This is a genomic window from Novosphingobium jiangmenense (genome assembly GCF_015694345.1).
Taxonomy (GTDB): Bacteria; Pseudomonadota; Alphaproteobacteria; order Sphingomonadales; family Sphingomonadaceae; genus Novosphingobium; species Novosphingobium jiangmenense.
Map to the genome: position 1 here is coordinate 207938 of NZ_JADQDC010000003.1, position 22993 is coordinate 230930.

The 22993-nt window shown below is 64.0% G+C and carries 25 protein-coding genes; 6 read left to right on the forward strand and 19 right to left on the reverse strand.

From position 1 onward, the window contains the following. Positions 1 to 89: 89 nt before the first annotated feature. On the reverse strand, positions 90 to 287 hold the full coding sequence (locus tag I2488_RS06110) for a hypothetical protein (RefSeq protein ID WP_196274909.1): 198 nt from the start codon (positions 285 to 287) through the stop codon (positions 90 to 92). A 64-nt stretch (positions 288 to 351) separates the two neighbouring features. Continuing rightward, the gene (locus I2488_RS06115; RefSeq protein ID WP_196274910.1) at positions 352 to 2022 is read right to left on the reverse strand and encodes an NAD+ synthase; all 1671 of its coding nucleotides are present in this window, start codon (positions 2020 to 2022) and stop codon (positions 352 to 354) included. A 118-nt stretch (positions 2023 to 2140) separates the two neighbouring features. On the opposite strand from I2488_RS06115, the gene I2488_RS06120 reads away from it, so the two are divergent. Then, positions 2141 to 3076: a ribose-phosphate pyrophosphokinase gene (locus I2488_RS06120; protein WP_196274911.1), complete on the forward strand. Its 936-nt coding sequence runs from the start codon at positions 2141 to 2143 to the stop codon at positions 3074 to 3076. Here I2488_RS06120 and I2488_RS06125 read toward each other — a convergent pair. Beyond that, positions 3073 to 3414 carry a hypothetical protein gene (locus tag I2488_RS06125; protein ID WP_196274912.1) on the reverse strand — a complete coding sequence of 114 codons (342 nt, stop codon included), beginning with the start codon at positions 3412 to 3414 and terminating at the stop codon, positions 3073 to 3075. The two genes, I2488_RS06120 and I2488_RS06125, sit on opposite strands and share 4 nt — an antisense overlap. 41 nt (positions 3415 to 3455) lie before the next feature. Next, positions 3456 to 4397: a helix-turn-helix domain-containing protein gene (locus I2488_RS06130; RefSeq protein WP_196274913.1), complete on the reverse strand. Its 942-nt coding sequence runs from the start codon at positions 4395 to 4397 to the stop codon at positions 3456 to 3458. A 166-nt stretch (positions 4398 to 4563) separates the two neighbouring features. Here I2488_RS06130 and I2488_RS06135 point away from each other — a divergent pair, with 166 nt between their 5' ends. Together I2488_RS06135 and I2488_RS19855 are read left to right on the forward strand one after the other, a co-directional pair. Beyond that, the gene (locus I2488_RS06135) at positions 4564 to 5343 is read left to right on the forward strand and encodes an inositol monophosphatase family protein (protein WP_196274914.1); all 780 of its coding nucleotides are present in this window, start codon (positions 4564 to 4566) and stop codon (positions 5341 to 5343) included. A gap of 7 nt (positions 5344 to 5350) precedes the next feature. After that, positions 5351 to 5818 (forward strand): gamma-glutamylcyclotransferase family protein, encoded by a 468-nt coding sequence (locus I2488_RS19855; protein WP_196274915.1) that lies wholly within the window; start codon positions 5351 to 5353, stop codon positions 5816 to 5818. Here I2488_RS19855 and I2488_RS06145 read toward each other — a convergent pair. The 12 genes from I2488_RS06145 to I2488_RS06200 form a co-directional block, all read right to left on the reverse strand. Beyond that, on the reverse strand, positions 5815 to 6207 hold the full coding sequence (locus I2488_RS06145) for a hypothetical protein (RefSeq protein ID WP_196274916.1): 393 nt from the start codon (positions 6205 to 6207) through the stop codon (positions 5815 to 5817). The two genes, I2488_RS19855 and I2488_RS06145, sit on opposite strands and share 4 nt — an antisense overlap. Next, a complete protein-coding gene (locus tag I2488_RS06150) occupies positions 6207 to 7088 on the reverse strand; it encodes a LysR substrate-binding domain-containing protein (RefSeq protein WP_196274917.1) in 882 nt (293 codons plus the stop codon). Before I2488_RS06150 ends, I2488_RS06145 begins: the two co-directional genes overlap by 1 nt. Before the next feature lie 9 nt (positions 7089 to 7097). Beyond that, positions 7098 to 8048, reverse strand: a complete 951-nt coding sequence (locus tag I2488_RS06155) for a CBS domain-containing protein (RefSeq protein WP_196274918.1) — start codon at positions 8046 to 8048, stop codon at positions 7098 to 7100. 20 nt (positions 8049 to 8068) lie between these two features. After that, positions 8069 to 8572, reverse strand: a complete 504-nt coding sequence (gene ybeY, locus I2488_RS06160; protein ID WP_196274919.1) for an rRNA maturation RNase YbeY — start codon at positions 8570 to 8572, stop codon at positions 8069 to 8071. After that, positions 8569 to 9591, reverse strand: coding sequence for a PhoH family protein (locus tag I2488_RS06165; RefSeq protein ID WP_196274920.1), 1023 nt, complete (start codon positions 9589 to 9591; stop codon positions 8569 to 8571). Before I2488_RS06165 ends, ybeY begins: the two co-directional genes overlap by 4 nt. Before the next feature lie 88 nt (positions 9592 to 9679). Then, positions 9680 to 10999 (reverse strand): tRNA (N6-isopentenyl adenosine(37)-C2)-methylthiotransferase MiaB, encoded by a 1320-nt coding sequence (gene miaB, locus I2488_RS06170; RefSeq protein ID WP_196274921.1) that lies wholly within the window; start codon positions 10997 to 10999, stop codon positions 9680 to 9682. Between the two features lie 33 nt (positions 11000 to 11032). After that, positions 11033 to 11806 carry a lysophospholipid acyltransferase family protein gene (locus tag I2488_RS06175; protein ID WP_196274922.1) on the reverse strand — a complete coding sequence of 258 codons (774 nt, stop codon included), beginning with the start codon at positions 11804 to 11806 and terminating at the stop codon, positions 11033 to 11035. Then, positions 11790 to 12212, reverse strand: a complete 423-nt coding sequence (locus tag I2488_RS06180) for a Fur family transcriptional regulator (RefSeq protein ID WP_084278251.1) — start codon at positions 12210 to 12212, stop codon at positions 11790 to 11792. The genes I2488_RS06175 and I2488_RS06180 overlap by 17 nt, the downstream gene beginning before the upstream one ends. A gap of 99 nt (positions 12213 to 12311) precedes the next feature. After that, entirely contained in the window at positions 12312 to 12749 is a 438-nt protein-coding gene (locus I2488_RS06185; RefSeq protein WP_196274923.1) for a Ros/MucR family transcriptional regulator, read from the reverse strand. 165 nt (positions 12750 to 12914) lie between these two features. Next, positions 12915 to 13346 carry a GNAT family N-acetyltransferase gene (locus I2488_RS06190; RefSeq protein ID WP_246465518.1) on the reverse strand — a complete coding sequence of 144 codons (432 nt, stop codon included), beginning with the start codon at positions 13344 to 13346 and terminating at the stop codon, positions 12915 to 12917. A gap of 63 nt (positions 13347 to 13409) precedes the next feature. Beyond that, positions 13410 to 14027, reverse strand: a complete 618-nt coding sequence (gene tsaB / locus I2488_RS06195) for a tRNA (adenosine(37)-N6)-threonylcarbamoyltransferase complex dimerization subunit type 1 TsaB (RefSeq protein WP_196274925.1) — start codon at positions 14025 to 14027, stop codon at positions 13410 to 13412. Positions 14028 to 14038: 11 nt separating this feature from the next. Further along, positions 14039 to 14617: a NifU family protein gene (locus tag I2488_RS06200; protein ID WP_196274926.1), complete on the reverse strand. Its 579-nt coding sequence runs from the start codon at positions 14615 to 14617 to the stop codon at positions 14039 to 14041. 114 nt (positions 14618 to 14731) lie between these two features. Here I2488_RS06200 and I2488_RS06205 point away from each other — a divergent pair, with 114 nt between their 5' ends. Both I2488_RS06205 and I2488_RS06210 read left to right on the forward strand, forming a co-directional pair. Further along, positions 14732 to 15304, forward strand: a complete 573-nt coding sequence (locus I2488_RS06205; RefSeq protein ID WP_196274927.1) for an FKBP-type peptidyl-prolyl cis-trans isomerase — start codon at positions 14732 to 14734, stop codon at positions 15302 to 15304. Between the two features lie 48 nt (positions 15305 to 15352). Continuing rightward, on the forward strand, positions 15353 to 18244 hold the full coding sequence (locus I2488_RS06210; protein ID WP_196274928.1) for a M16 family metallopeptidase: 2892 nt from the start codon (positions 15353 to 15355) through the stop codon (positions 18242 to 18244). Positions 18245 to 18249: 5 nt separating this feature from the next. Here the strand turns inward: I2488_RS06210 and I2488_RS06215 are convergent, their stop codons facing one another. Genes I2488_RS06215 through I2488_RS06225 form a run of 3 tightly spaced genes read right to left on the reverse strand, consistent with a single transcriptional unit; the run spans position 18250 to position 21421 of the window. Continuing rightward, complete coding sequence (locus I2488_RS06215) at positions 18250 to 18900, reverse strand: TadE/TadG family type IV pilus assembly protein (RefSeq protein ID WP_343070996.1); 651 nt, start codon at positions 18898 to 18900, stop codon at positions 18250 to 18252. Further along, on the reverse strand, positions 18897 to 19481 hold the full coding sequence (locus tag I2488_RS06220; RefSeq protein WP_196274929.1) for a TadE/TadG family type IV pilus assembly protein: 585 nt from the start codon (positions 19479 to 19481) through the stop codon (positions 18897 to 18899). Before I2488_RS06220 ends, I2488_RS06215 begins: the two co-directional genes overlap by 4 nt. Next, on the reverse strand, positions 19478 to 21421 hold the full coding sequence (locus I2488_RS06225; RefSeq protein ID WP_196274930.1) for a TadE/TadG family type IV pilus assembly protein: 1944 nt from the start codon (positions 21419 to 21421) through the stop codon (positions 19478 to 19480). Before I2488_RS06225 ends, I2488_RS06220 begins: the two co-directional genes overlap by 4 nt. A gap of 196 nt (positions 21422 to 21617) precedes the next feature. On the opposite strand from I2488_RS06225, the gene I2488_RS06230 reads away from it, so the two are divergent. After that, entirely contained in the window at positions 21618 to 22991 is a 1374-nt protein-coding gene (locus I2488_RS06230) for a class II 3-deoxy-7-phosphoheptulonate synthase (protein ID WP_196274931.1), read from the forward strand. Positions 22992 to 22993: the final 2 nt, after the last annotated feature.

Genomic DNA, 22993 nt, shown 5'->3' on the forward strand with positions numbered 1-22993 from the left:
TCGCTCGTGAAATCAATAGGCTCCGGAACGGGAACTCTGCCGAAATGGCGCGACAGGAATGGTCGGTCAGCGTCTGCCGGCTGACGGCCTCACTCTTCCGTTGCTTCCACCCGATGCGACCGCCAGCGCAGCGCCATGCCGACGATCGACAAGGCCATGCCCGCAATGATCGCCAGCAACATGGCCTGTTCGTCCTTTGCCGACTTCAGCGCCGGAATGCCCAGCAGAACCACGCTGACGCTGGAAACCAGATAACCGCTACCCTTCAGACGCGAACTTCGGCGCATTCGGCACTTTCCCGATATTTGTCAGGCCTTTGGCAGGCATGGACAGACTACGGGAAAGCGCTTTTCAGGTTCCGGTGCGGAAACCGTGGGTTATCGGATAGCGCCGATCGCGGCCATAGTTGCGGGCGCCGAGCTTCACCCCCGGAGGGGCCTGACGCCGCTTGTACTCGGCGAGGTTCAGCAGCCGCTCCACTCGTACCACAGTGGCGCGGTCATGACCTTCGGCCACGATCTGGTCGACGCTCTTCTCGTTCTCCACCAGCCCCTGCAGGATCGCATCGAGCACATCGTAAGGCGGCAGCGAATCCGAATCCTTCTGGTCGGGGCGCAGTTCGGCGCTGGGCGGCTTGGTGATGATCCGCTGCGGCATCACCGGACCATCGGGGCCAAGGCCGATCTTCGGACGCCGCGTGTTGCGCCATTCGGATACGGCGAAGACTGTCGTCTTGTAGGCGTCCTTGAGCGGGTTGTAGCCGCCGTTCATGTCGCCATAGATCGTGGCATAGCCGACGCTCATCTCGCTCTTGTTGCCGGTGGTCACCAGCATTGGACCGAACTTGTTCGAAAGGGCCATCAGCGTCACGCCGCGAATACGCGACTGGATGTTTTCCTCGGGCAGGTCGGGCTGCTTGCCGGTGAACACCGGGGCGAGCATGACGTCGAAGGCATCCACCGCCGGGGCGATCGGCACGGTATCGAGGCGGACGCCGAGCATGTCGGCGCAGCCTTCGGCATCCTCGAGGCTCTCCTGCGAGGTGTAGCGGCTCGGCAGCATGACGCACCAAACCCGGTCCGCGCCAAGCGCATCGACGGCGATTGCAGCGCAGATGGCCGAGTCGATCCCGCCCGACAGGCCCAGCACGACGCCCGGGAAGCGGTTCTTGTTCACATAATCGCGCAGGGCCATGACCATCGCGCAGTAGATGTCCTCGGGATGCTCGGCGAGTTCGTGGTCCACGCCCGGTTCGCACCGCCAGCGCGAGCCGGAGCCGACGGCGGTCTGCGTCCAGACCGTAGTGACGACCGATTCTTCCCAGTCCGGCATCTGCACCCACAGCGCGCCTTCAGGGCCGACGACGAAGCTGGCACCATCGAACACGATCTCGTCCTGCCCGCCGACGCGGTTGAGGTAGGCGAGCGGGATGCCGGTATCGATCGCACGGCGCTTGGCCACGCCATCAATGCGCAGCACGTCCTTGTCGATCTCGTAAGGCGAGCCGTTGATGCAGATGAAGATTTCCGCGCCGAGATCAGCGAGGTGGCGGCAGACATCGGGGTGCCAGATGTCCTCGCAGATGGGCAGGCCCAGCATCGCGCCCTTGAACAGCACCGGTTCCGGCAGCGGGCCTGGCATGAAGTAGCGCTTCTCGTCAAAAGTGCCGTAGTTGGGCAACTCGTACTTGAAGCGGGTGGCGGCAATGCGTCCGCCTTCGAGCAGGGCAACGCCGTTGTGCAGATCGCCATCGCGCACGAAGACCGAGCCGACCAGCATGGCAGGGCCGCCGTCTGCCGTGACCTTGGCCAGCTTTTCCAGCTCCGCCGCCGCGCGTTCGATCAGCGCGGGCTTCATGATCAGATCCTCGGGCGGATAGCCGATCAGCATCAGTTCGGGATAGACGATCAGGTCTGAATCCGGATTGCTTTCGCGCACGGCAAGCATGGCCGCAACGTTTGCGGCAAGATCGCCAACCGACTGGTTGAGCTGGGCGAGGGTGATGCGAAGGGTATCGGCCATGGCCTAACTCCTAAGGGACTGTTTGCCGGGCGGCAACGCCCGTGGCTCCGAAGAGTTGCAAAGCTGTCATCTTGGGCTAAGGGCCGAACGGGGATCGAATCCGAGGGAATCGCACGCAATGAAGATCATGGCCGGCAACTCCAACCTGCCGCTCGCCCGCGCCATTTCGGCCTATCTCGAAATGCCGCTGACCGACGCCAGCGTGCGCCGCTTTGCCGACGAGGAAGTCTTCGTGGAAATCCACGAGAACGTCCGCGGCGAGGACGTCTTCGTCGTGCAGTCGACGAGCTACCCCGCGAACGACAACCTGATGGAACTGCTGATCTGCATCGACGCACTGCGTCGTGCCTCGGCCAAGCGCATCACGGCGGTGGTGCCCTACTTCGGGTACGCCCGCCAGGACCGCAAGCCCGGCCCGCGCACGCCGATTTCGGCCAAGCTGGTGGCCAACCTGATCACCCAGGCAGGAGCCGATCGCGTGCTGGCAGTGGACCTCCATGCCGGACAGATCCAGGGCTTCTTTGATATCCCGACCGACAACCTCTTTGCCGCCCCGGTCATGGCTGCCGACATCCAGACCCGCTACGGCACGCAGGAGCTGATGGTCGTCTCGCCCGACGTCGGCGGCGTGGTCCGCGCCCGCTCGCTGGCCAAGCGCCTCAACAACGCGCCTCTCGCCATCGTCGACAAGCGTCGCGACCGTCCCGGCCAGTCCGAGGTCATGAACATCATCGGCGACGTGAAGGGCCGCATGTGCATCCTGATCGACGACATCATCGATTCGGGCGGCACCCTGTGCAACGCGGCGCAGGCGCTGCTGGATGCAGGTGCTGCGGGCGTTTCGGCCTATATCACCCACGGCGTCCTGTCGGGCGGCGCGGTTGCCCGCGTGAGCAATTCGGCGCTCAAGGAACTGGTGATCACCGACACGATCATGCCGACCGAAGCCACCGCTGCATCGGATCGCATTCGCGTGCTGACGATCGCCCCGCTGATCGGCGAGGCCGTGCGCCGCATCGCCGACGAAAGCTCGGTCTCGAGCCTGTTCGACTAATCCGGACGCTTCAAGCGTTCCAGCCATGCGCGAGCCTGCTTGGGCTCGCCCACGGCGTTGGCTGGCGGCTTGCCCCGCGAGGCCATGAACTCGTCGTGGAGCGTGAACGGCTCCATGAACAGGGCTTCGCGCGCCTCGGCGATCTCGTCGGCGAGTTCCGTCAGCTTGTCGATGATCGGCGCCGTCGCCGCGCGCATGATCTTGTCAGCGTTGTGGTCGAACAGGCCCCATTTGCCTGCAGCGGTCACCTCCAGCGCCTCGATCAGCGCGGCGCGGTAGTCCGCTTCCATTTCGGAGCGGCGCTTGTCGAGACGTTCGAGACGGTCAGCCCTTGCCATGCGGAGGGCCTAGGCGGTGAGACAGGCCCACGCAACCATGCTCACTCCCAAGGCTTGACCTCGCCGGGTTCGAGCCTGCGGATTTCCTCGAGCCGACGCGCCTGCCGGGTTTCCAGCCCCAGCGTCATCAGCGGTTGCGGCCGTTCCACGAATTGGCGCGGGCTCATGCCGAACAGGGCTGTGAACTCGCGGATGAGGTGGCTCTGGTCATAGTAGCGCAGGGCAATCGCCTCGGCTTCGTCGTGATCGGCCACGCCGCGCAGGTGGCTGGCCATGTCGAGTGCCCGCGCACGGCGCAGCACCTGCTTGGGCGGCATGCCGAAATCGCGGCGCACGATCCGTTCGAGCCGGCGCTGTTCGACGCCGAATTCATTGGCGATCTGAGCGATGCTGACCGTTGGGTCGGAGAATGCTGCCGCCTCGAACCGCGCCGACACAGGATCGGGTTCGCGCACGGCACGTTCGGCAATCAGGCTGCGCATCTCGTGCTCCATCGCCTTGACCCAGTCCTCGGGCGAATCCGCCGGGTCGAACAGATCGAGCCAACGGGCTTCTGGCATGCCGAGATCGCTGAAGGTGGCAAGGCGGTCGGTCAGGCTGGCGACGTCAGGCCCGTTGAGCGCATGGCACACGCCGGGGCGCAGGAATATGCCGATGCTGATGAAGCTGCCGGTCACGCTGATCGGCATGCGCCTGGAATGGGGACCGAACAGCATCGCAGCGCGCCCCGACGTCTGCACGCCGTCTGCAGTCGTGGCTTCCCAGTCGCCGCGCAACTGCATCCGGATGCAGGCGAAATCGCTGAGCAACCCGCAGTCGAGGCGATGTTCCGGCGGCGCGCCGACAATGGTGACGTAGAACCGGCCGACCCAGCGCTCGAGATCGGCGGCTGGCGCCCTGCTGTATGAGATCGGCTGCCCGTCGCGCGTGGCGATGGGTGAGACTATGGCCTTGTCGACCCCAGGCCGGTTGTTGCGACTCATTCTGCGTGCCCCCAGACAAACGATGCACGCGAGGGTTAGCGCCCCTGAAACTTCCCATGCGTGTCGTCCGTCACGCCCCCCTTAAAATTGCGCGAGGGTGTTTGTCCAATGACGAATCGTGTTCTGCGCCTTGACCGGGTCGGGGCGGAGCAGGCAGAGCCGGGGCATGAAGCTCGATAACGACATCGCCCTCGCCATGCGCCTCGCAGACGCCGCCGCTGCCGCCATCCGCCCGCATTTCCGCACCGTGGCGGCAGAGCGCAAGGGCGATGCCACGCCGGTCACCCTGGCGGATCGCGCCGCCGAGGAGGCGATGCGCCGCATTCTCACCGCTGAAGTGCCGCGCGATACGATCATTGGTGAGGAGTTCGGCTCGACCGCAGGATCGTCCGGTCGCAGCTGGGTGCTCGATCCCATCGACGGAACGGCGGGCTTCCTTGCCGGGCGTCCCATCTTCGGCACGCTGATCGCGCTCGTCGTCGAAGGTTTCCCCGTACTCGGAGTCCTCGATCAGCCGATCACCGGAGAGCGCTGGGTCGGCGCGATGGGGATGCAGACCACGCTCAACGGCAAGCCCGTGCAGACGCGCATTTGCCGGGAGCTGTCCGATGCAACGCTGGCGACGACCGGGCCGCACTATTTCGACGATCATGACGGCGGCCACTTCATGGGCCTTGCCGCCAAGACCGATCACAAGCGCATGGTCATGGGCGGCGATTGCTACAACTACGCCATGCTGGCGACGGGCCAACTCGACGTGGTCTGCGAAGCTAACCTTAAGCTGCACGACTGGGCCGCACTTGTGCCCATCGTGGAAGGGGCAGGCGGCACCATGGCAGACTGGAATGGCGATCCGCTCCACGCCGGATCCGATGGCCACGTGATTGCCCTTGGCGATCCGGCGCGGCTGGAGGACGTGGTCGAGGCGCTGGCCTGCGGGCATTGATTGCAGCGTGCGCGGCAGCTGGTTCTTCTTCTACGGGACGCTGACCGAGGACCACGACAATCCGGTAACGCGACGTATCTTGCCGCTCCTGGAAGGCGGGAAACGGGCGTCAGTGCAAGGTTGCCTCCGCACGGTGCCTACGCCGGATGGGTGGTATCCGGTTCTGCGGGGCGGTCCGGGCAGGGTTGCGGGGCGGCTCTATCAGGCAGGCCCGTCCTTCTCGTTGAAGCACTTGCGCCTGCTTGATGCGTATGAGGATTGCGACCCGCGCCGCATCTGCCGATCCGAATACGTGAGGCGGACCATACGGGTGAGGACCGCGCGAGGCGGTTCCGTCATGGCGCAAGTCTATGTTTACAACCGGCCATGGCATCCGGGCCTGCGGGTCATCGCCGGGGGAGATTTCACGGCGTTTCTCGCAAAGCACCATCTTCGCGCCTTCGGCTCAAGGCTCGATGGCAACCGTCGGCGTTAACGGACCAGAAGCTCGACCTCCGAAAGCTCGATCACCGGAACCTCCCATGGATGTGCGGCCATGAGCGCAGCGAGCGCCTCGGCAATGTCGGCGCCAGCGTAAGCGTAAGTGGTCAGGATCGCGGTCGAAGAAAGGCTGCGTGCGCCCGAGGTGCCGAGGGTGGGAGTGGCGTCCGGGCCGGGCTGGAAACTCTCCCATCCGGGCGCGATTTCGCACACGCCCTTGTAGAGACCGAAATCGCCCAGCGGATTATCATCGCGGATGACGGCGAGTATCGCGCCGGCCGCCGGATCGCGCTCCAGCGCGTCATTGTCGCCCTTCAGCAAGGCGGCTAAGGTCTGCGATGCGATCGGGCAGTGGATCTTCACCGCGACGGCGCGGCGGCGCATTACAGGCCGGCCTTCAGCATCCAGTCGTGGAACAGGCGGACCGGGCGCGATTGCAGCGCGCGCGGGCGGCAGACGAACCAGTAGGAATAGGGGCTGTCGACGTCGATATCGTAGAGCCGGGCAAGGCGGGAATCATGGCTGCGATGATAGTGATCGTCATGCATGATAGCGATGCCGAGCCCTTGAGCAGCCGCTTCCAGGATCAACTGTCCCGAATCGAAATGGTCAATCGCGGCAGGTTCCAGCTTCTCGAGATGCAGCGCCCTCTTCCACGCTTCGAAGCTGGCTGGCAGGTCGTTGTGGACGAGGAACGTCTGCTTCGCGAGCTTGGCAATGTCGGGCCGTTCACCCAGTTCTGCCGCCAGTTCGCGAGAGGTGATGGCGTGGACGCGGTTGTGATCGAGCCGCACCGAGTGGAGCGAGGCATCCGGTCCTTCCGAAAGGACGATGGCGGCGTCGATCGTGTCGCCCAGCTTGGTCTCTGCCGCATGGCCCGAATCGATGTCGATGTGCAGTTGAGGGTGGAGCTTGCGCAATTCGCCAAGGCGAGGGAACAGGCGCTGGCTGCCGAACAGCGGAAGGACGCCGAGGCGCAGGCGCATGACCTTGCCGGTATCGATCAGGCGATCCACGCGATCGGCCATCTCGTCGATCAGCGGGGCAACAGCATCGTAAAGCTGCTGGCCTTCCTCGGTCAGCTTCAGGGCCTGATGCTTGCGCTCGAACATCGGCTTGCCGACGAAGTCTTCCAGCGCTCCCAGGCGCCGCGACAGGGCGGAAGGACTGAGCGCGAGTTCCGCCGCTGCCGTCTTGGCCGAGCCGGCGCGCACGACGCGTATGAACGCCTCGAGCGAACGCAGGGGGGGCAGGCGGCGGATCATCGACTTGTCCTATTCTGCTTCGGTCAGTTCGGCCTGCGGCGCGTGGAGCCTGAGGCGGGTCAGGCGGCGTTCGTCGCCGCCCGTCACTTCCAGGCGCCAGCCACTGGCATGTTCAAGCACGCGCCCGACGGGCGGCACTTCGCCTGCCAATACCACGGCGAGGCCGCCGAGCGTATCCACGTCTTCCTCCACTTCCGCAAGTCTCGGATCGACCGTTTCCGCGACGTCATCAAGCTCCGCACGGGCATCGGCATCCCAAGTGTCGGGATCGATTCGGCGCAGAAGCTCTTCAGGTGCATCGTCGTGCTCGTCCTCGATCTCGCCGATGATCTCTTCGACCAGATCCTCGATGGTTATGATGCCATCGGTGCCCGAATACTCGTCGATCACCACGGCGAGGTGGGTACGGCGGCTGCGCATGTCGGCCAATACGTCAAGCGCGCCCCGCGCCTGCGGCACGAACAGCGGCTGGCGCATCAGTGTGGTCCAGTCCTTGGGCGGTTGCTTGTGGGACAGCATCATGCCGGCGACAATGCCGAACACGTCCTTCACGTGGATCATGCCCACGATCTCGTCGAGCGATTCGCCATAGACCGGCAGGCGGCTGTGACCGTGCTCCGCAAACGCCGCGACCAGTTCCTCGAATGTGGCGGAAGCCGGCACGGCAATGATCTCGCCGCGCGGAATGGCTACGTCGTCGGCGTCATGTTCGCTGAAGTGGAGCAGGTTGCGAAGCATCTGGCGTTCGAGCGGCACAAGGTCGCCATTGCCGTTGCCACCACTGTCCTGATAGACCTCGCCTTCGTGCTCGTCGATCGCTTCCTCGATCTGCGCGCGCAGCGACTGGTCGTGGTCGGGCCCGCGGAAAAAGGCCCGGATCGCGCGCCACAAGGCGCGGCTACTGCTACTGTCTCCGTCTCCCGACCGGCTGTCGCCGGTGGAGCCATTGCCCTCGGGCACTGCGGTGTTCCCCTGTCTGGTCAGTCTTCGACCGCATATGGGTCGGCAATGCCCATCAGCGCAAGCGCCTTCCGCTCCAGATTTTCCATTTCCTCGGCTTCGGCCTCGCCCAGTTCGTGGTCATAACCGGCCAGGTGGAGCAGGCCATGCACCACCAGATGGGTGGCATGTACCTCGACCGACACCCCTTTCTCTGCCGCCTCGCGCGTGCAGACGCCGTGGGCGAGGATCAGGTCGCCGAGCATTCCGGGCGCATCGGTATCGCGCGCGGCATGGAGCACTTCCTCGCGGCTCAGCATCGGGAACGACAGGACATTGGTCGGCTTGTCCTTGGCCCGCCACTGCTTGTTGAGTGCGTGGACTTCCTCGTCATCGGCCATGACGAGGCTGACGAGGAGGTTCTCGTGTGCCAGCTCGCCCGCGATCTGCGCCGTCGCTTCGGCGGCGCGATTGGCGAGGTCCTCCCAGTCGGTTTGCTCGCCCCAGACCGGATCGATGTCGATTTCAAGGATCGGCGCGCTCAAGCGTCTTTCCCCTCGTAGGCCTCGACGATGCGCCCGACGATCGGATGGCGCACGACGTCGGCGGTGTTGAACCGCACCGTGGCGATGCCATCGACACCTTCGAGGCGTTGCACTGCATCGTTGAGGCCGCTGGCGCCGACGCCGCCGGGCAGGTCGACCTGCTTGGGGTCGCCGCAGATCACCATGCGGCTGTTCTGGCCGAAGCGGGTGAGGAACATCTTCATCTGTGCAGGCGTCGTGTTCTGCGCCTCGTCGAGAATGACGAAGGCGTCCGCCAGCGTGCGTCCGCGCATGAAAGCGATCGGCGCGATCTCGATCTCGCCCGAGGCAATGCGCCGCTCGACCTGTTCGGGGGGCATGCAATCGTAGAGCGCGTCGTAAAGCGGGCGCAGGTAGGGATCGACCTTCTCCTTCATGTCGCCGGGCAGGAAGCCGAGGCGTTCCCCCGCTTCGACCGCCGGGCGCGACAGGATCAGCCGCTGCACCGAACCGGAGATCAGCTGCGCCACCGCCTGCGCCACGGCGAGATAGGTCTTGCCGGTGCCCGCCGGACCAAGCGCGAAGATCACGTCGTGGCTGATCAGCGCCTTCATGTAATCGATCTGCGTCGGGCTGCGCGGAATGATCGTTTTCTTGCGGGTGCGGATCATGATCGGCGGAGCACCGCCGGGCGCACCGGTGATGATGCCTTCCAGCGTCGGCTCGACGCTCATCGCGATCAGCGATTCGACAGCGCCGGAATCCAGTTCCTGCCCGGATAGCAGGCGCTGATGCATGCCCTTAAGCACGTCGCGCGCGCGGGCGACGGCATCGTCAGGCCCCTCGATCAGCACGCGGTTGCCGCGCGCCGAAATGTAAACTCCCAGCCGGTTCTCGATCTGCACGAGATTGGTGTCGAACTGGCCGAACAGGGCGCCAAGCACGGTCTGCTCGTCGAACTCGACTTCCACCCGGGCACGGCGGTGCTGTGATTCCGGGCGATGATGCGCCTCGTCGGCGCGGTGGGGTCTACGGGCCATGAGCTCCTTTCAGGGTTGGGGCCTGATTCAGAGCATAGGAACGGTTGTTGCGCGCACAAGACGCGCACGCAGACTTTGCACAGCCGTTTTAGACGAGCTGACCCGCAATCGAGTTCGGGCCTGCTTCCACAAGCTTCACCGTAACTATCTGGCCGATCTCGGCTTCGCCCGTGAAGTGCACCGATTGCAGCCAAGGGGACTTGCCGAGCCACTGGCCGGGATGCTTGCCCTTGCGCTCGACCAGAACTTCGCAGGTCTTGCGGACGCTGGCCTGATTGAAGGCCAACTGGTCCCGGTTGAGCGCGGCTTGCAGGCGCTGCAAGCGTTCGTCCATCACGACCGCAGGCACATGGTCCGGCATCGTCGCGGCGGGTGTGCCAGGGCGGGCGGAATACTTGAAGCTGAACGCCTGCGCATAGCCGACGGCATCGACCAGATGCAGCGTTTCCTCGAATTCGGAAGTGGTTTCCCCGGGGAAACCGACGATGAAATCGCCCGAAAGCGCGATGTCCGGACGGGCGGCGCGAATGCGTTCGAGCAGCTTGAGGTAACTGTCGGCGGTGTGGCTGCGGTTCATTGCCTTGAGCACACGGTCGCTGCCCGCCTGCACCGGCAGGTGGAGGAAGGGCATCAGCTTCTCAAGTTCGCCATGGGCGGCGATCAGCCCGTCGGTCATGTCGTTGGGATGGCTGGTGGTATAGCGGATGCGCTTGAGGTCCGGGTCGGCGGCGAGTACGCGCGCCAATCCATCAAGACCGATGCTGCGGCCCTTGTCATCTTCGCCGGTCCAGGCATTGACGTTCTGGCCGAGCAGGGTGATCTCGCGCGCACCGCCTGCCACGAGCAACTTTGCTTCTTCCACCAGATCGGCAAAAGGACGGCTGATTTCCGCGCCTCGGGTGTAGGGCACGACGCAATAAGTGCAGAACTTGTCGCAGCCTTCCTGAACCGTGAGGAACGCGGTGGGGGCAGACTTGCGCCGCTTGGGCAGGGCGGCGAACTTGGCCTCGGCGGGCATGTCGGTCTCGGTCGCGCGCTTGCCAGCGGCGGCGTCGGCGACCATTTCCGGCAGGCGGTGATAGGACTGAGGGCCGACCACGACCTTCACGCTCGGTGCGCGGCTCATGATTTCCTCGCCTTCGGCCTGTGCGACGCAACCGGCAACGGCGATCAACGGCGCGGAACCATCCTCGCGGCGCAAGCGACCGATGTCGGAATAGACCTTTTCGGTTGCCTTCTCGCGGATGTGGCAGGTGTTGAGGACCACAAGGTCGGCATCTTCGCCTTCAAGAGCGGGAGACATGCCATCGGCGGCGAGCAGTTCGGACATGCGTTCGCCGTCATAGACGTTCATCTGGCAGCCGAAGCTTTTGACGCGGAAAGTCTTGGGGGCAGGGGTGGTAGCCATGGCCGCGCCGATAAGGGATTCGGGACGCTTTGTCTAACGCGTGGCGCTTATCGCCTGCAGGATCCGTTCGCGCGCAGCAGTGGCCATGACCTTGCGGTTGGCTGTTTCTTCCGCCGTGAGGGGCGCAAGGAAATGCACGGTGACCGGTATCGGTCTGCGCCGGGCGAGAATCTTGAGAAAGTTGTCCAGCCCATGCTCTTCGCCGACCCATGCCATGGCAGCAACGTCGGGCCCGTAATCGAGCCACACCGGCTGGATAGCGATGCCGGGCGGAGGCGGATCAAGGGCTGACAGCAGCGAGGACTTGAAGGGCAGGAGGCCCAGCCCGTCGCTGGTGGTGCCTTCGGGAAATACCGTCAGGGCACCCGTATCGGTCAGTGCCGCGCGCACCTGTTCAACTTGTGCGTGAACAGAGCGCCGTTCATGTCGCGCCACGAACACCGTGTCGTTCATTTCGCACAGCCATTTGAGCAGGCCGACATCAGCCAACCCCGAGTGCGCGACGAAGGCACTGCCGCTTGCGCCCGAGATGACCGGAATGTCCAGCCAACTCACATGGTTCGAAAGCAGGAAAGCGCCCTTGCGCGAGGGCGCGCCGGTGATCGTGACACGCGCCCCGGCGATGCGAGCAATGCCGCCGAGGAATATGCGCGGCCATGGATTGTGCAGTCGCATAACCCGCCAGACGTAGTAGAGCGGCACGCAAACGAGCAGCAGTAGCAGCATCGCGGCAAGCCGCAGGACGATGCGCAGACGTCCGGCAAGCGAGATTGCCGGACGGGCGATGGCGTCAGCCGTCGCGTTCAAGCTTCACGCCGTAAAGCTCCATGCGGTGATCGACCAGGCGGTAGCCGAGCTTTTCCGCGATCTGGCGCTGGAGCTGTTCGAGTTCGGGATCGACGAATTCGATGACCTTGCCGGTCTCGACGTCGATCAGGTGATCGTGGTGCGCTTCCGGCGTCGCTTCGTAACGGGCGCGGCCGTCGCCGAAATCGTGCCGGTCGAGAATGCCGGCCTCTTCGAACAGGCGCACCGTGCGATAGACCGTCGCGATCGAGATACGCGAGTCGATGGCCGATGCCCGCTCGTGCAGTTTCTCCACATCGGGATGATCGTCGCTCTCCGACAGGACGCGCGCGATCGTGCGGCGCTGGTCAGTGATGCGCAGGCCACGCTCGGCGCAGAGAGCTTCGATGTCGATCGCTTGGTGCACTGGGTACTCGTCGTAAAAGGATCGGCCCGCCGATCTATAGACCGGCGGGCCGAATCTTCAACCGCGCGCAATCGTGTTGCGCACAGGATCGCGTGTGCTTCAGGCTGCGGTCTTGCGGCCGCGCTTGGGAGCAGGCTTGCGACCGAGGCCGATCTTCTTCGCCAGTTCACGACGCTTCTCGGCATAGGCCGGAGCGACCATCGGATAATCGGCGGGAAGATTCCAGCGAGCGCGATACTGTTCCGGCGTCATGTTGTAGCGCGTGGCGAGGTGACGCTTGAGCATCTTCAGCTTCTTGCCATCTTCAAGGCAGACGATGTGATCGTTCTTGACCGAAGCGCGGATCGAAACGGCAGGTTCCGGCGCAGCCTCTTCTTCGACCACCGGCTTTTCGAGACCGGCAAGAGCCGAATAGACGTTCGAAATCAGGGTCGGCAGATCGCTGACCGAGACACTGTTGTTGCTCACGTGAGCTGCAACGATGTCAGAGGTGAGGGTGATCAGGGTCTCCCGCATATCGTTCTGAATTTCACTCATTGCACACCGGCCTTCTTTTTGTTGGTTCCAGGGCAGGGTTTCTGGACTGGCAACTGGTTTGGTGATCCAGGTCACATCTATAGTCCTATCCCGCGAAGATACAACCGATTGGGTGAAGGATTTTTAATCCAGCCAAGGTCATGGAATCCGAACGAAAGTAACCGGTCAATTGTCCAAAGTCAGTTCCTGGCTGATCGCATCGATTCTGCCGCCGCCAGGCGTACGATAGTAGCCCGGTCTCAGCCCGACTTCGCGGAAACCATGGGATGCATAGAGAAACGCCGCCGGATTGTCCTTCCTCATCTCGAGGAAAACTCTCTGCATTCCTGCAGCCTTTGCCGTTGCGATGAACTGGGCGAGCAGGCGGTGGCCCAGTCCTTTGCGGCGATACTTTGGAGAGATTGCGAAAAGTAGCAATTCCTCTTCATCGAGTACGGAGCGACTCATGAAGAATCCAGCGGATTCGGACGTTTCTTCAAGTTGCATGCTGCCGTCTGCGGCAATCAAGCCATAGCGACAATTACCTAGCAGGAGGGCGTCGCTTACCTGACGGCGGTTCCATGCCTCGCCGTATTCCGGCGGGAAGGCCTGTTCCATTACTGCCATGATCCTGTCGATGTCGTCTTGCGGCAAGGTCATGGTCTGGGTCCGGAAACTGATTCAGGCGGCCGAGGGCAACCGCGCGTCGGGCGCGCGACCGTACCGGGGGCGGGGATCGCCGTGGAGTTCGGCGGGAGCGAGGAGGTGCGCCTGTCTGGCGTCAGGCCGCAGGTCCAATGCATCGACGTCGGAGCGACCGTTGGCCAGCGCCACAGCCTGACTGCCCGCGACCAGCGGCGCGCAGGAGCGTGCGATCGCATCGGCAGGCTTCAGGGAAACGACTTCGCCCAGCGGCACGCATCCAGCGTCGAAAGGCTGGAAAAACCATTCACCATGTCCGCCGGTCATGCAAACGTCGACCGGTTGTCCGGGACGTTGCGCAAGGGCCATGGCCGCCACGAGAGCAAGGCTTTCGAAGCCTTCCAGCCTCGCGCCCCAGGCCAGCGCCAGTGCGCGTGCCGCGGCAAGTCCGACGCGGATGCCGGTAAAACTTCCGGGGCCCACGTCAACCGCGATGACATCCGCACGCCCCTTGCCGGGGAGGCCGGCGATCATCGGAACGAGCCGTTCGGCATGGCCGCGACCGAGCAGTGCAAAATCGCCCGCAAGCAGCGTGCCGTTCTCGATCAGTGCGACCGAACAGGCTTCCGTGGCGCAATCGATGACCAGCTTGCGCATGGGCAGGGCGATCAGGCCGCGCGGACTTCGCTGACCTCGGGGACGTAGTGCTTGAGCAGGCTTTCGATCCCGTTCTTGAGAGTTGCCGTCGAAGACGGGCAACCCGAGCAGGCACCCTGCATCTGGAGGTAGACCACGCCCTCGCGGAAGCCCTTGTAGATGATGTCGCCACCATCGTTGGCGACAGCGGGCCGCACGCGGGTCTCGATCAGGTCCTTGATCTGGTCGATGATGTCGGCATCGGCGGGATCATCGGCAAATTCATCGTCTGTATCAGCCGGCACGGCGATGCCCGCAGCCGATCCGCCGACGAATAGCGGTGCCTGGCTCACGAAATGGTCGAGCAGGATCGAAAGCACCTGGGGCTTCAGGCTCGCCCATTCGACGCCGGGTGCCGCCGTTACCGAAACAAAGTCACGTCCGAACAGCACGCCGGTGACGTCGCCAAGGTCGAACAACGCCTGGGCAAGAGGCGATGCCTCGGCGGCCTCGGGCGATGTGAACTCGCGCGTTCCGCTGGCCATGACCTGCTCGCCCGGCAGGAACTTGAGCGTGGCGGGGTTCGGAGTGGTTTCGGTCTCGATGAACATGATTCGCATGTAGGCCGGTCGTTTGCCGGGTCAAGTGCCGGAAGGGCCGGGTTTTGCGCAGTTTCAGCGCAAGGTCTCATGGCGCATTGCCCGAAGGCCCGCTAAGGCGAGGGCATGACCAAGTTGATCCATGCGCTCGGCCGCATCGCCCCCGTCATCATCGTCTGCTCTGCGGGCGCTTCGGCCCTTCATGCTGCGGCCCCTGCAGCGAAGCCCGTGGCGCCGTCGGCCGTCGCCATACCCATGCCGCTCAATCCCGTGGTATCGCCCGCACAGCGGCTCTGCACGGCAAAGACCGCCAGCGGGCTCGGCACGATGGTGCTGAAGGCCGCCGAAGGGGCGAAGCCGGCCAAGGGCGACTACGTGCTGGTCAATTACGTGGGGTATCTCGCCGCCAATGGCGAGGTCTTCGATCAGGGCACCCAGGCAGCGTTCCCTGTCGACGGCGTGATCCCCGGCTTCTCGGAAGGCCTGAAACTGCTTCCGAAGGGCGGCCTGATGCGGCTGTGCGTCCCCTCGGCGCTCGGGTATGGCGCGGAAGGTTCGGGCCCGATCGGCGCGAACGCGGATCTCGTGTTCCAGGTCGAACTCGTTGACTTCAAGACCTCTGCCGAAGTCGAGGCGATGCGCGCGGCACAAGCGGCAAGTCAGCCCGCACAACCGGCTCAGGCCGCACCCCAACAGTAACGGGTCTATTCACTGGTCCTTCATCGGAAGGCTTCCTATAGTCAGCCGATGCGATCCCGTAACACGCGCGCCCGGCGCTTCGGCCTGTTCCTCTCCCTCCTGCTGGTTTCGGCGGCCCCCGTGGTCGCCGAAGCGCCTGCAAAGGCTCCGGCCACAGCAGCGAAATCCTCTGCCCCGTGGCTCTACAAGGGCTCGGACGTGCCGCAGGACAAGGCGTGGACATTCGGTGTCCTGCCCAACGGCATCCGCTATGCCGTGCGCCACAGCGGCGTGCCGCCTGAACAGGTCTCGATCCGCGTGCTGGTCGATGCCGGTTCCATGTACGAGACCGAAGCGCAGCGCGGCTACGCCCACCTTATCGAGCACCTGACCTTCCGCGAATCGAAGTATCTCAAGGAAGGCGAGACCATCCCGACCTGGCAGCGCCTCGGCGCGACGTTCGGCAGCGACACCAATGCCGAGACCAGCCCGACGCAGACGGTCTACAAGCTCGACATTCCGAACGCGACTGCGCCCAAGCTGGACGAGACGTTCAAGCTGCTTTCGGGCATGATCACCGCGCCGATCTTCACCGATCACGGGGTGAAGACCGAAGTGCCGATCGTGCTCGCCGAGATGCGCGAACGGACCAGCCCGCAATCGCGCGTGCTCGATGAAACGCGCGGCCTGTTCTTCAAGGGCCAGCTGCTTGCCTCGCGCAGTCCGATCGGCACCGTGCAGACGCTCGAGGCCGCCGATGCCGCAGCCGTAAAGGCATTCCACGACAAGTGGTATCGCCCGGACAACACGGTGATCGTGGTTGCGGGTGACGCGGATCCGGCAACGCTGGTTGCGCGTATCGAGCAGTGGTTCGGCGGCTGGAAGATCGCCGGCAAGAAGCCGCTTCAGCCTGACTTCGGCAAGCCTGTGGCCCCGGCCGGCATCAACCCTGCCAACCCGGTGGGCGAGGCCAAGGTTCTCGTGGAGCCGGACCTGCCGCGTCTGGTCAACTGGGCGATCCTGCGCCCATGGACCAAGGTCAACGACACCATTGTCTACAATCAGGGGCTGATGATCGACCGTCTGGCCCTGGCGCTGATCAACCGGCGGCTCGAGGCGCGGGCGCGTGGCGGCGGCAGCTATCTCGTCGCCTCGGTCGACGAGATGAAGCAGGAGCTGTCGCGCTCGGCCGATGCCACGATCGTGACCGTCACCCCGCTTGGCGAGGACTGGAAGAGTGCGGTCACCGATGTCCGCGCGGTCATCGCCGATGCGCTGGCCACGCCGCCTTCGCAGGAAGAGATCGACCGCGAAGTTGCCGAGTTCGAGGTCGCGTTCAAGGTATCGGTCGAAACCCAGTCGACCATTGCCGGATCGAAGGCTGCCGATGACATCGTCAACGCGGTCGATATCCGTGAGACCGTGGCCAATCCCGATACGGTGTACGACATCTTCAAGCGGTCGATCCCGCTGTTCAAGCCGCAGGCGGTGCTCGATCACACCCGGGCCCTGTTCAAGGGCACGGTCGTGCGCCCGATGATGATCACGCCCAAGTCGGGCGAAGCGGACGAGGCATCGCTGCGCGCAGCACTGACCGCGCCGGTCAAGGCTGCATCGGAAAGCCGCGTTGCCGCCAATGCGCTGAAATTTGCCGACCTGCCGCCGGTCGGCACCCCCGGCACCGTTGCCAGTGCGCGCCCGATCGGCCTTCTCGGCATCGAGCAGGTCGAACTGTCCAACGGGGTGCGCGTCTTGCTCTGGCCGAATGATGCAGAGCCGGGGCGGATCATCGTCAAGGCTCGTTTCGGCGGTGGCTACTCCGCCATTGCGCCGCAGGATGCAGTCTACGGTCCGATCGGCGAAGTCGCGCTGATGGACAGCGGGATCGGTGCGCTCGGGCGGGACGATCTCGATCGCCTTGCCACCGGTCGCAAGCTCAGCCTCGATTTCAACATAGACGATACTGCCTTCGTCCTGTCCGCCGATACGCGTCCGGCCGACCTGACCGACCAGCTCTATCTGATGGCGGCCAAGCTCGGCATGCCGCGGTGGGACCCCAATCCGGTCCTGCGGGCCAAGGCTGCGGCGAAGCTGCAATACGAAAGCTTCAACGCGGCGCCGATGGCGGTGCTCAATCGCGATCTCAACTGGTTGCTGCGTGATGGCGATCCCCGCTATGCCACGCCCAATCCGGCCGAATTGGAAAAGGTCACGCCCGAGGGCTTCCGCAAGGCGTGGGAGCCGCTGCTTGCCCAAGGCCCGATCGAGATCGACATGTTCGGCGATTTCACGCGCGAGCAGGCGCTGGCAGCTCTGGAAAAGACCTTTGGCGCCCTGCCGGTCCGCGCGCCGGCTCCCTCTGCTACGCTCGCGCCCAACATCCCCGCGCACAACACGGAACCTCTCGTGCTGACGCATCGTGGCGATCCGGGGCAGGCGGCTGCGGTCATCGCATGGCCCACTGGCGGCGGACAGGCAGGCGTGCGCGAAAGCCGCCAACTCGAAATTCTCGCGCAGATCTTCAACAATCGCCTGTTCGATGCGATGCGCGAGAAGGTTGGCGCAAGCTATGCGCCGCAGGTCGGTTCAAACTGGCCTCTCGATTTGCCCTCGGGCGGTTACATTTCTGCCATGGTCCAGTTGCGTCCCGGCGATTTCGACACGTTCTTCGCCGCGGCCGACAAGATCGCGGCTGACCTCGTCGCTACGCCACCGACGGCAGACGAGATTGCGCGCGTGACCGAACCCCTCAAGCAGCTGATCACGCGGGCCAGCACCGGCAACGGGTTCTACATGTTCCAGCTTGAAGGCGCTGCCTACGATCCGCGCAAGATCGCTGCCATCCGCACGATCCTGTCCGACTACAGCCAGACCACGCCCGAGCGGATGCAGGCCCTCGCCCAGCGATACCTCAAGGCGGACAAGAGCTGGCGGCTGGAAGTGGTGCCGGAGAAGCGATAGGCGCGTCAGCAGGCAATCCTGGCTGTTGCACCGCTGAGGCCGGGACTCACATTGCGGTCGTCGCGCGCGATGACTGCTGCCTGCTCGTGGATGGTGATCGGCTTGACGAACATCGTTCCGAACAGACCGTGATACTCGTACCAGACTTCGGCAACCATGACCGCGCTCCGGTTGGGAGAGCTTATCCGCCGGTTGCCCAGCGAAATGCCTGAGGCAACAAGCGCAAGCGAGTTGCCGGTCAGGTCGGGCTTGCCGAACCTCGAGTTCTGCCGGCCATTGCCCATGCATTGCTGCCAGTGGAGGTATTGCTTCCCGGTCACCGGGTGAACCTCGAGGCTGGAGAGAATGACCCGCCCGTTATCGCCCAGTTCGATGTTGGACCCTTCCTCCAGCGCGCCCTTGAGCACCGATTCCACATCGCCTGTCGTTATCGTCGGCGTTACCCCGCTGTTATCCGTCTGGCCGAGGCGCGAAGCGTTGTCTGCCAGCGCCAGGGCAACCTGGCTCGCCTCCATTGATGCAGCATTAAGCCAGGCGATCTCGGCACCGTACATGCCAAGAATCATGAACAGCGGCACCACCAGCGCAAACTCGACCGTCGAGACCGCGTCCTGACGCTTCGCAAGCGCACGCAGTGTCCGGATTGCCCGCCTCACGGACAGCTCCCTGCCGTTGCGCCATAGGAGGTCTGGTTGCCGAACGGCTGGTTCTTGGTGACCGCCGTCGCCTGAAGCGACCGTTCTGCCCACAGGCGCGGCAGGAACGGTACCTGGAACACCGGCTTGAACTTCGCGGTCACCTGATAGACGACGACGTCGTTGGCAGAGCCGGAACTGCCCTTCTGCCCAACGTCCTCGTCCCATTGGCCGTTGCGGTTTTCGTCGGTGTAGGTCTCGCCCGCATCGCACAGCGCGTTGGCGTTCTTGTCGTTCCACTTCTCGGCACGGCCAACGTCGGCGAAGTCGTAATAGCTGGTCCGACTTGTCGTGATCTTCACACCGGGCAGGACCGGGCGGATGGCCTCCAGTACGGTGGCGTCGGCTTCGCTGGTGTTGCGCGTCTCCAGAGAGGAATCGCGCGCGGCACGGTGGACCGCACCGGTCAGCACGGCTTTGCCATAGACCATCTGCCCGACATCCATGATGCCAATGAGCAGCACGAGGAACAGAGGGACGACGATCGCGAACTCGACGATCGTCGATCCGCTCTTGTCCCTGAAAAGACAGGCGCCACTCATTGCACCACCCGCAGTTCGCCGACCTGCTTGGCAATCGCCTGGAATGCAGCATCCAGTTGGCTCGCATTGGCGGCGGTGAAGGCGCTGTCGGTCGAGGAGCAGGCCTGAAGTTCGGACGTCATTGCTTGTGCGAAAGCAATGACCCAAATCCGGATGCCCTTGGCCTTCACGGCCTCGCACAGGGCAAGGAACCGCGAGTTGTGGCGGGCAGCATCTTCGCTGTACCCATCGTCGGTGACGCGTCTGTCATGGAACTCGATCCCCCAAGCTGACTGGATGGCGTAGGACGGCGCCATTTCCCCGTCGGTCATGAAGATCATGTGCCGCGAAACCTCGCCGCCGTTCGCGGGTGGCTCCCGGACATTGCTGGACCACAGGCCGTCGGGCGAGGCGAGGCGCGCGCCCCAGACCATGCCGATGTCGTGATAGGTCGCGCCCTGCGCCACGAGAGAATCCGCAAAGGCACTGAATGCGCTGCTGTTCATCGTCGAAAGCAGGCGGGCTGGCGTCGGGCAGAACGACTGCGCCTGCTGTCCGGTTGAGGAAGGCGAGGCGCTGTTCATGTATACGACGCCGTTGGAGGTCACCGTGCGGATATAGGCGACATTGGGCCACATCGGCGCCCACTTGCTCCCCGCCGAGCTGTCCGGCGCCAGGTCGATCTCCATGTCCTGCGCACCTGCAGGGGTAAAGCCGCCCAGAGTGGACCAGGTGAAGCTCGGCTCCGAGACGGTCGATCGTTCCTCGATGCAACCGGCCCAGGTCGACGAGACCAGTGCTCCGTTATCGCCGGTTGGCGTCGAGACGCTCTCGAAATTCTTGAAGCGGCTCGTGTCATAAGTGACTGGGAGATAGTCCCAGCGGTCGAAGACCTGCGAGCTGGTCTGGATGGGGTTTTCCGTGTCGTAGGTATAGGAGTAGGAATCGCGATAGGCATAACGCCAGATGATCCCCCAGCCCGAACCGCCCGAGGAGCTGCAGGCGTACTCGGTCAGGCGCTGCGGCTGCGTCACAGTCGTGGTGGTCACGCGCTGGCCCGAACTGTTGGTTCGCGTCTGCGTCGTGGTCGTCGAAGACCCGTTGTTCGCCCAGGCCGTGTTTGCCGGCAGGGCTCTGCTGCATTGCGTCGAGTTGTTGTAGCGCGTGCTCGAGAATGACGAGTAATTGCTGTAGCTTGTGCTGCTGGTGCCCGATCCGGTCGTCCTGACCGGTGCGCTGTATCCGGTGGTGGTCTGCACCGTGCGATAGACCGCCCGCCGCGACTGGATGGTCCAGCTGTCGACAAGGTAGCTCGGGTCGAGATTGCGCAGGAGCGCGCCGACGTTGACCGACGAGCTGTAGGGCACGAAACCATAACGCACGCGGGCATTCGTGCCGGAAAGCGATGCCTCGACGGTGGCGTAGAAGTTCTTCATCGCCGCGCGCAGCGCCTCGATTCTGGTCTGGGTCGATCCGGCCAGCTGCCAGCTCATCGAACCTGTCGTGTCCAGCACCATCATGATGTCGCTGTTGCCCACGCCCATCGATGCCGTGCAGCGCACGCTGAGGTCAAAGCCGGCAAATCCGAACAACTGCATCATCAACGGCGGCAGCGTCGTTGTCGCCACGGCATCGATGCTGCCGCCCCGGTCGGCGGATTCGGGCGCGAAAGCCGTGTCGCGAGATCCCTGATGTGCCTCGTCGAAGTTTGCGAAGAAGTAGTTCTCTGCCTGTGATCTTGCCGTGGCATCGAAGCCGTTCGTCGTCACCGCGCGGCGGCCCGCCAGAACGCCCGCATCGCATGCTGCCTGCAACCTTGTCTGCGTTCGCCACGCCCTGCTGATGTCGATGGCGCCGCCGATCAGCGCGGCAACCGCGAAGATCGCCATGGCCGATAGCGGCAGGATGTTGCCTTGGCGGTTCCGGGCAAGGGATTGCAGAAGGCGGCGGAGGGCAGGCATCGATGCGGGGCGGACCTTTGGTGGGCGCAGAGGGTTAACTGCCGGTCCACCAAAACATCCTCATGCGCAGGCTAGGGATTACCCCCTAGCGTCGCCTCCCGCCGTGACTGCGATATCCGATTGCCGTGATCGCAAGCCTTCCTTTGCATTTCTTGCGTGGTGCGCGTATGGGCGCGCCTCTTGAAAGGAATGGAAAGTGGCACAGAACTGGACTGCGGATTCGTGGCGTGCGTATGAAGGACGGCATTTGCCGACCTATCCCGACGCCGAAAAGCTGAACGGGGTCGAGAAGACTCTTACGAGCTTTCCGCCGCTGGTCTTTGCTGGCGAGGCACGTGCCCTCAAGGCAGATCTCGCACAGGTCGCCGCAGGCAAGGGTTTCCTGCTTCAGGGCGGCGACTGCGCCGAGAGCTTTGCCGAATTCCATCCCAACAACATCCGCGATACCTTCCGCGTGTTGCTGCAGATGGCGGTCGTCCTGACCTTTGCCAGCAAGCAGCCTGTCGTGAAGGTCGGTCGCATGGCCGGCCAGTTCGCCAAGCCGCGCTCTTCGCCGGTCGAGAAGATCGGCGATGTCGAACTGCCGAGCTACCTTGGCGACAACATCAACGGCATCGAATTCACGCCGGAATCGCGCATCCCCGATCCCGAGCGCATGCTGCGTGCCTACAGCCAGGCCGCAGCTACGCTCAACCTGCTGCGCGCGTTCTCGACCGGTGGCTATGCCAACCTGCGCCAGGTCCATCAGTGGACGCTCGACCACATCGGCAAGAGCCCGTGGGCCACGAAGTTTGCCGAGACGGCCGACAAGATCGGCGAAGCGCTCGACTTCATGGAAGCCTGCGGTGTCGATCCGCGTACCGTGCCGCAGCTGCAGGGAACCAGCTTCTACACCAGCCACGAAGCCCTGCTGCTCCAGTATGAAGAGGCCATGACACGCCAGGATTCGCTGACCGGCGAATGGTACGACACCAGCGCCCACATGCTGTGGATCGGCGATCGCACCCGTTTCGAAGGTTCGGCCCATGTCGAATACCTGCGCGGCGTGAACAACCCGATCGGCATGAAGTGCGGTCCGTCGCTGACCCCGGATGCGCTGCTGCGGATGCTGGACACGCTCAATCCCGGGCGCGAGCCAGGCCGCATGACCCTGATCAGCCGCTTTGGCCATGACAAGGTGGAAGCAGGGCTTGCTCCGTTGGTGCGCGCGGTCAAGCGCGAAGGCCATCCGGTGGTCTGGTCGTGCGATCCGATGCACGGCAACGTGATCAAGGCCGACAACGGCTACAAGACCCGCCCGTTCGACCGCATCCTCACCGAAGTGAAGGGCTTCTTTGCCGTCCACCGCAGCGAGGGCACGCATGCCGGCGGCATCCATATCGAGATGACCGGCCGCGACGTGACCGAGTGCACGGGCGGTGCAGTGGCGATCACGCAGGAAGGCCTGGCAGATCGCTATCACACGCATTGCGATCCGCGTCTGAACGCTGCCCAATCGATCGAACTGGCTTTCCTTCTCGCCGAAGCGCTCAACGCGGAGCGTGCAGAGGCGAAGTCCGAAGCAGCCTGAAC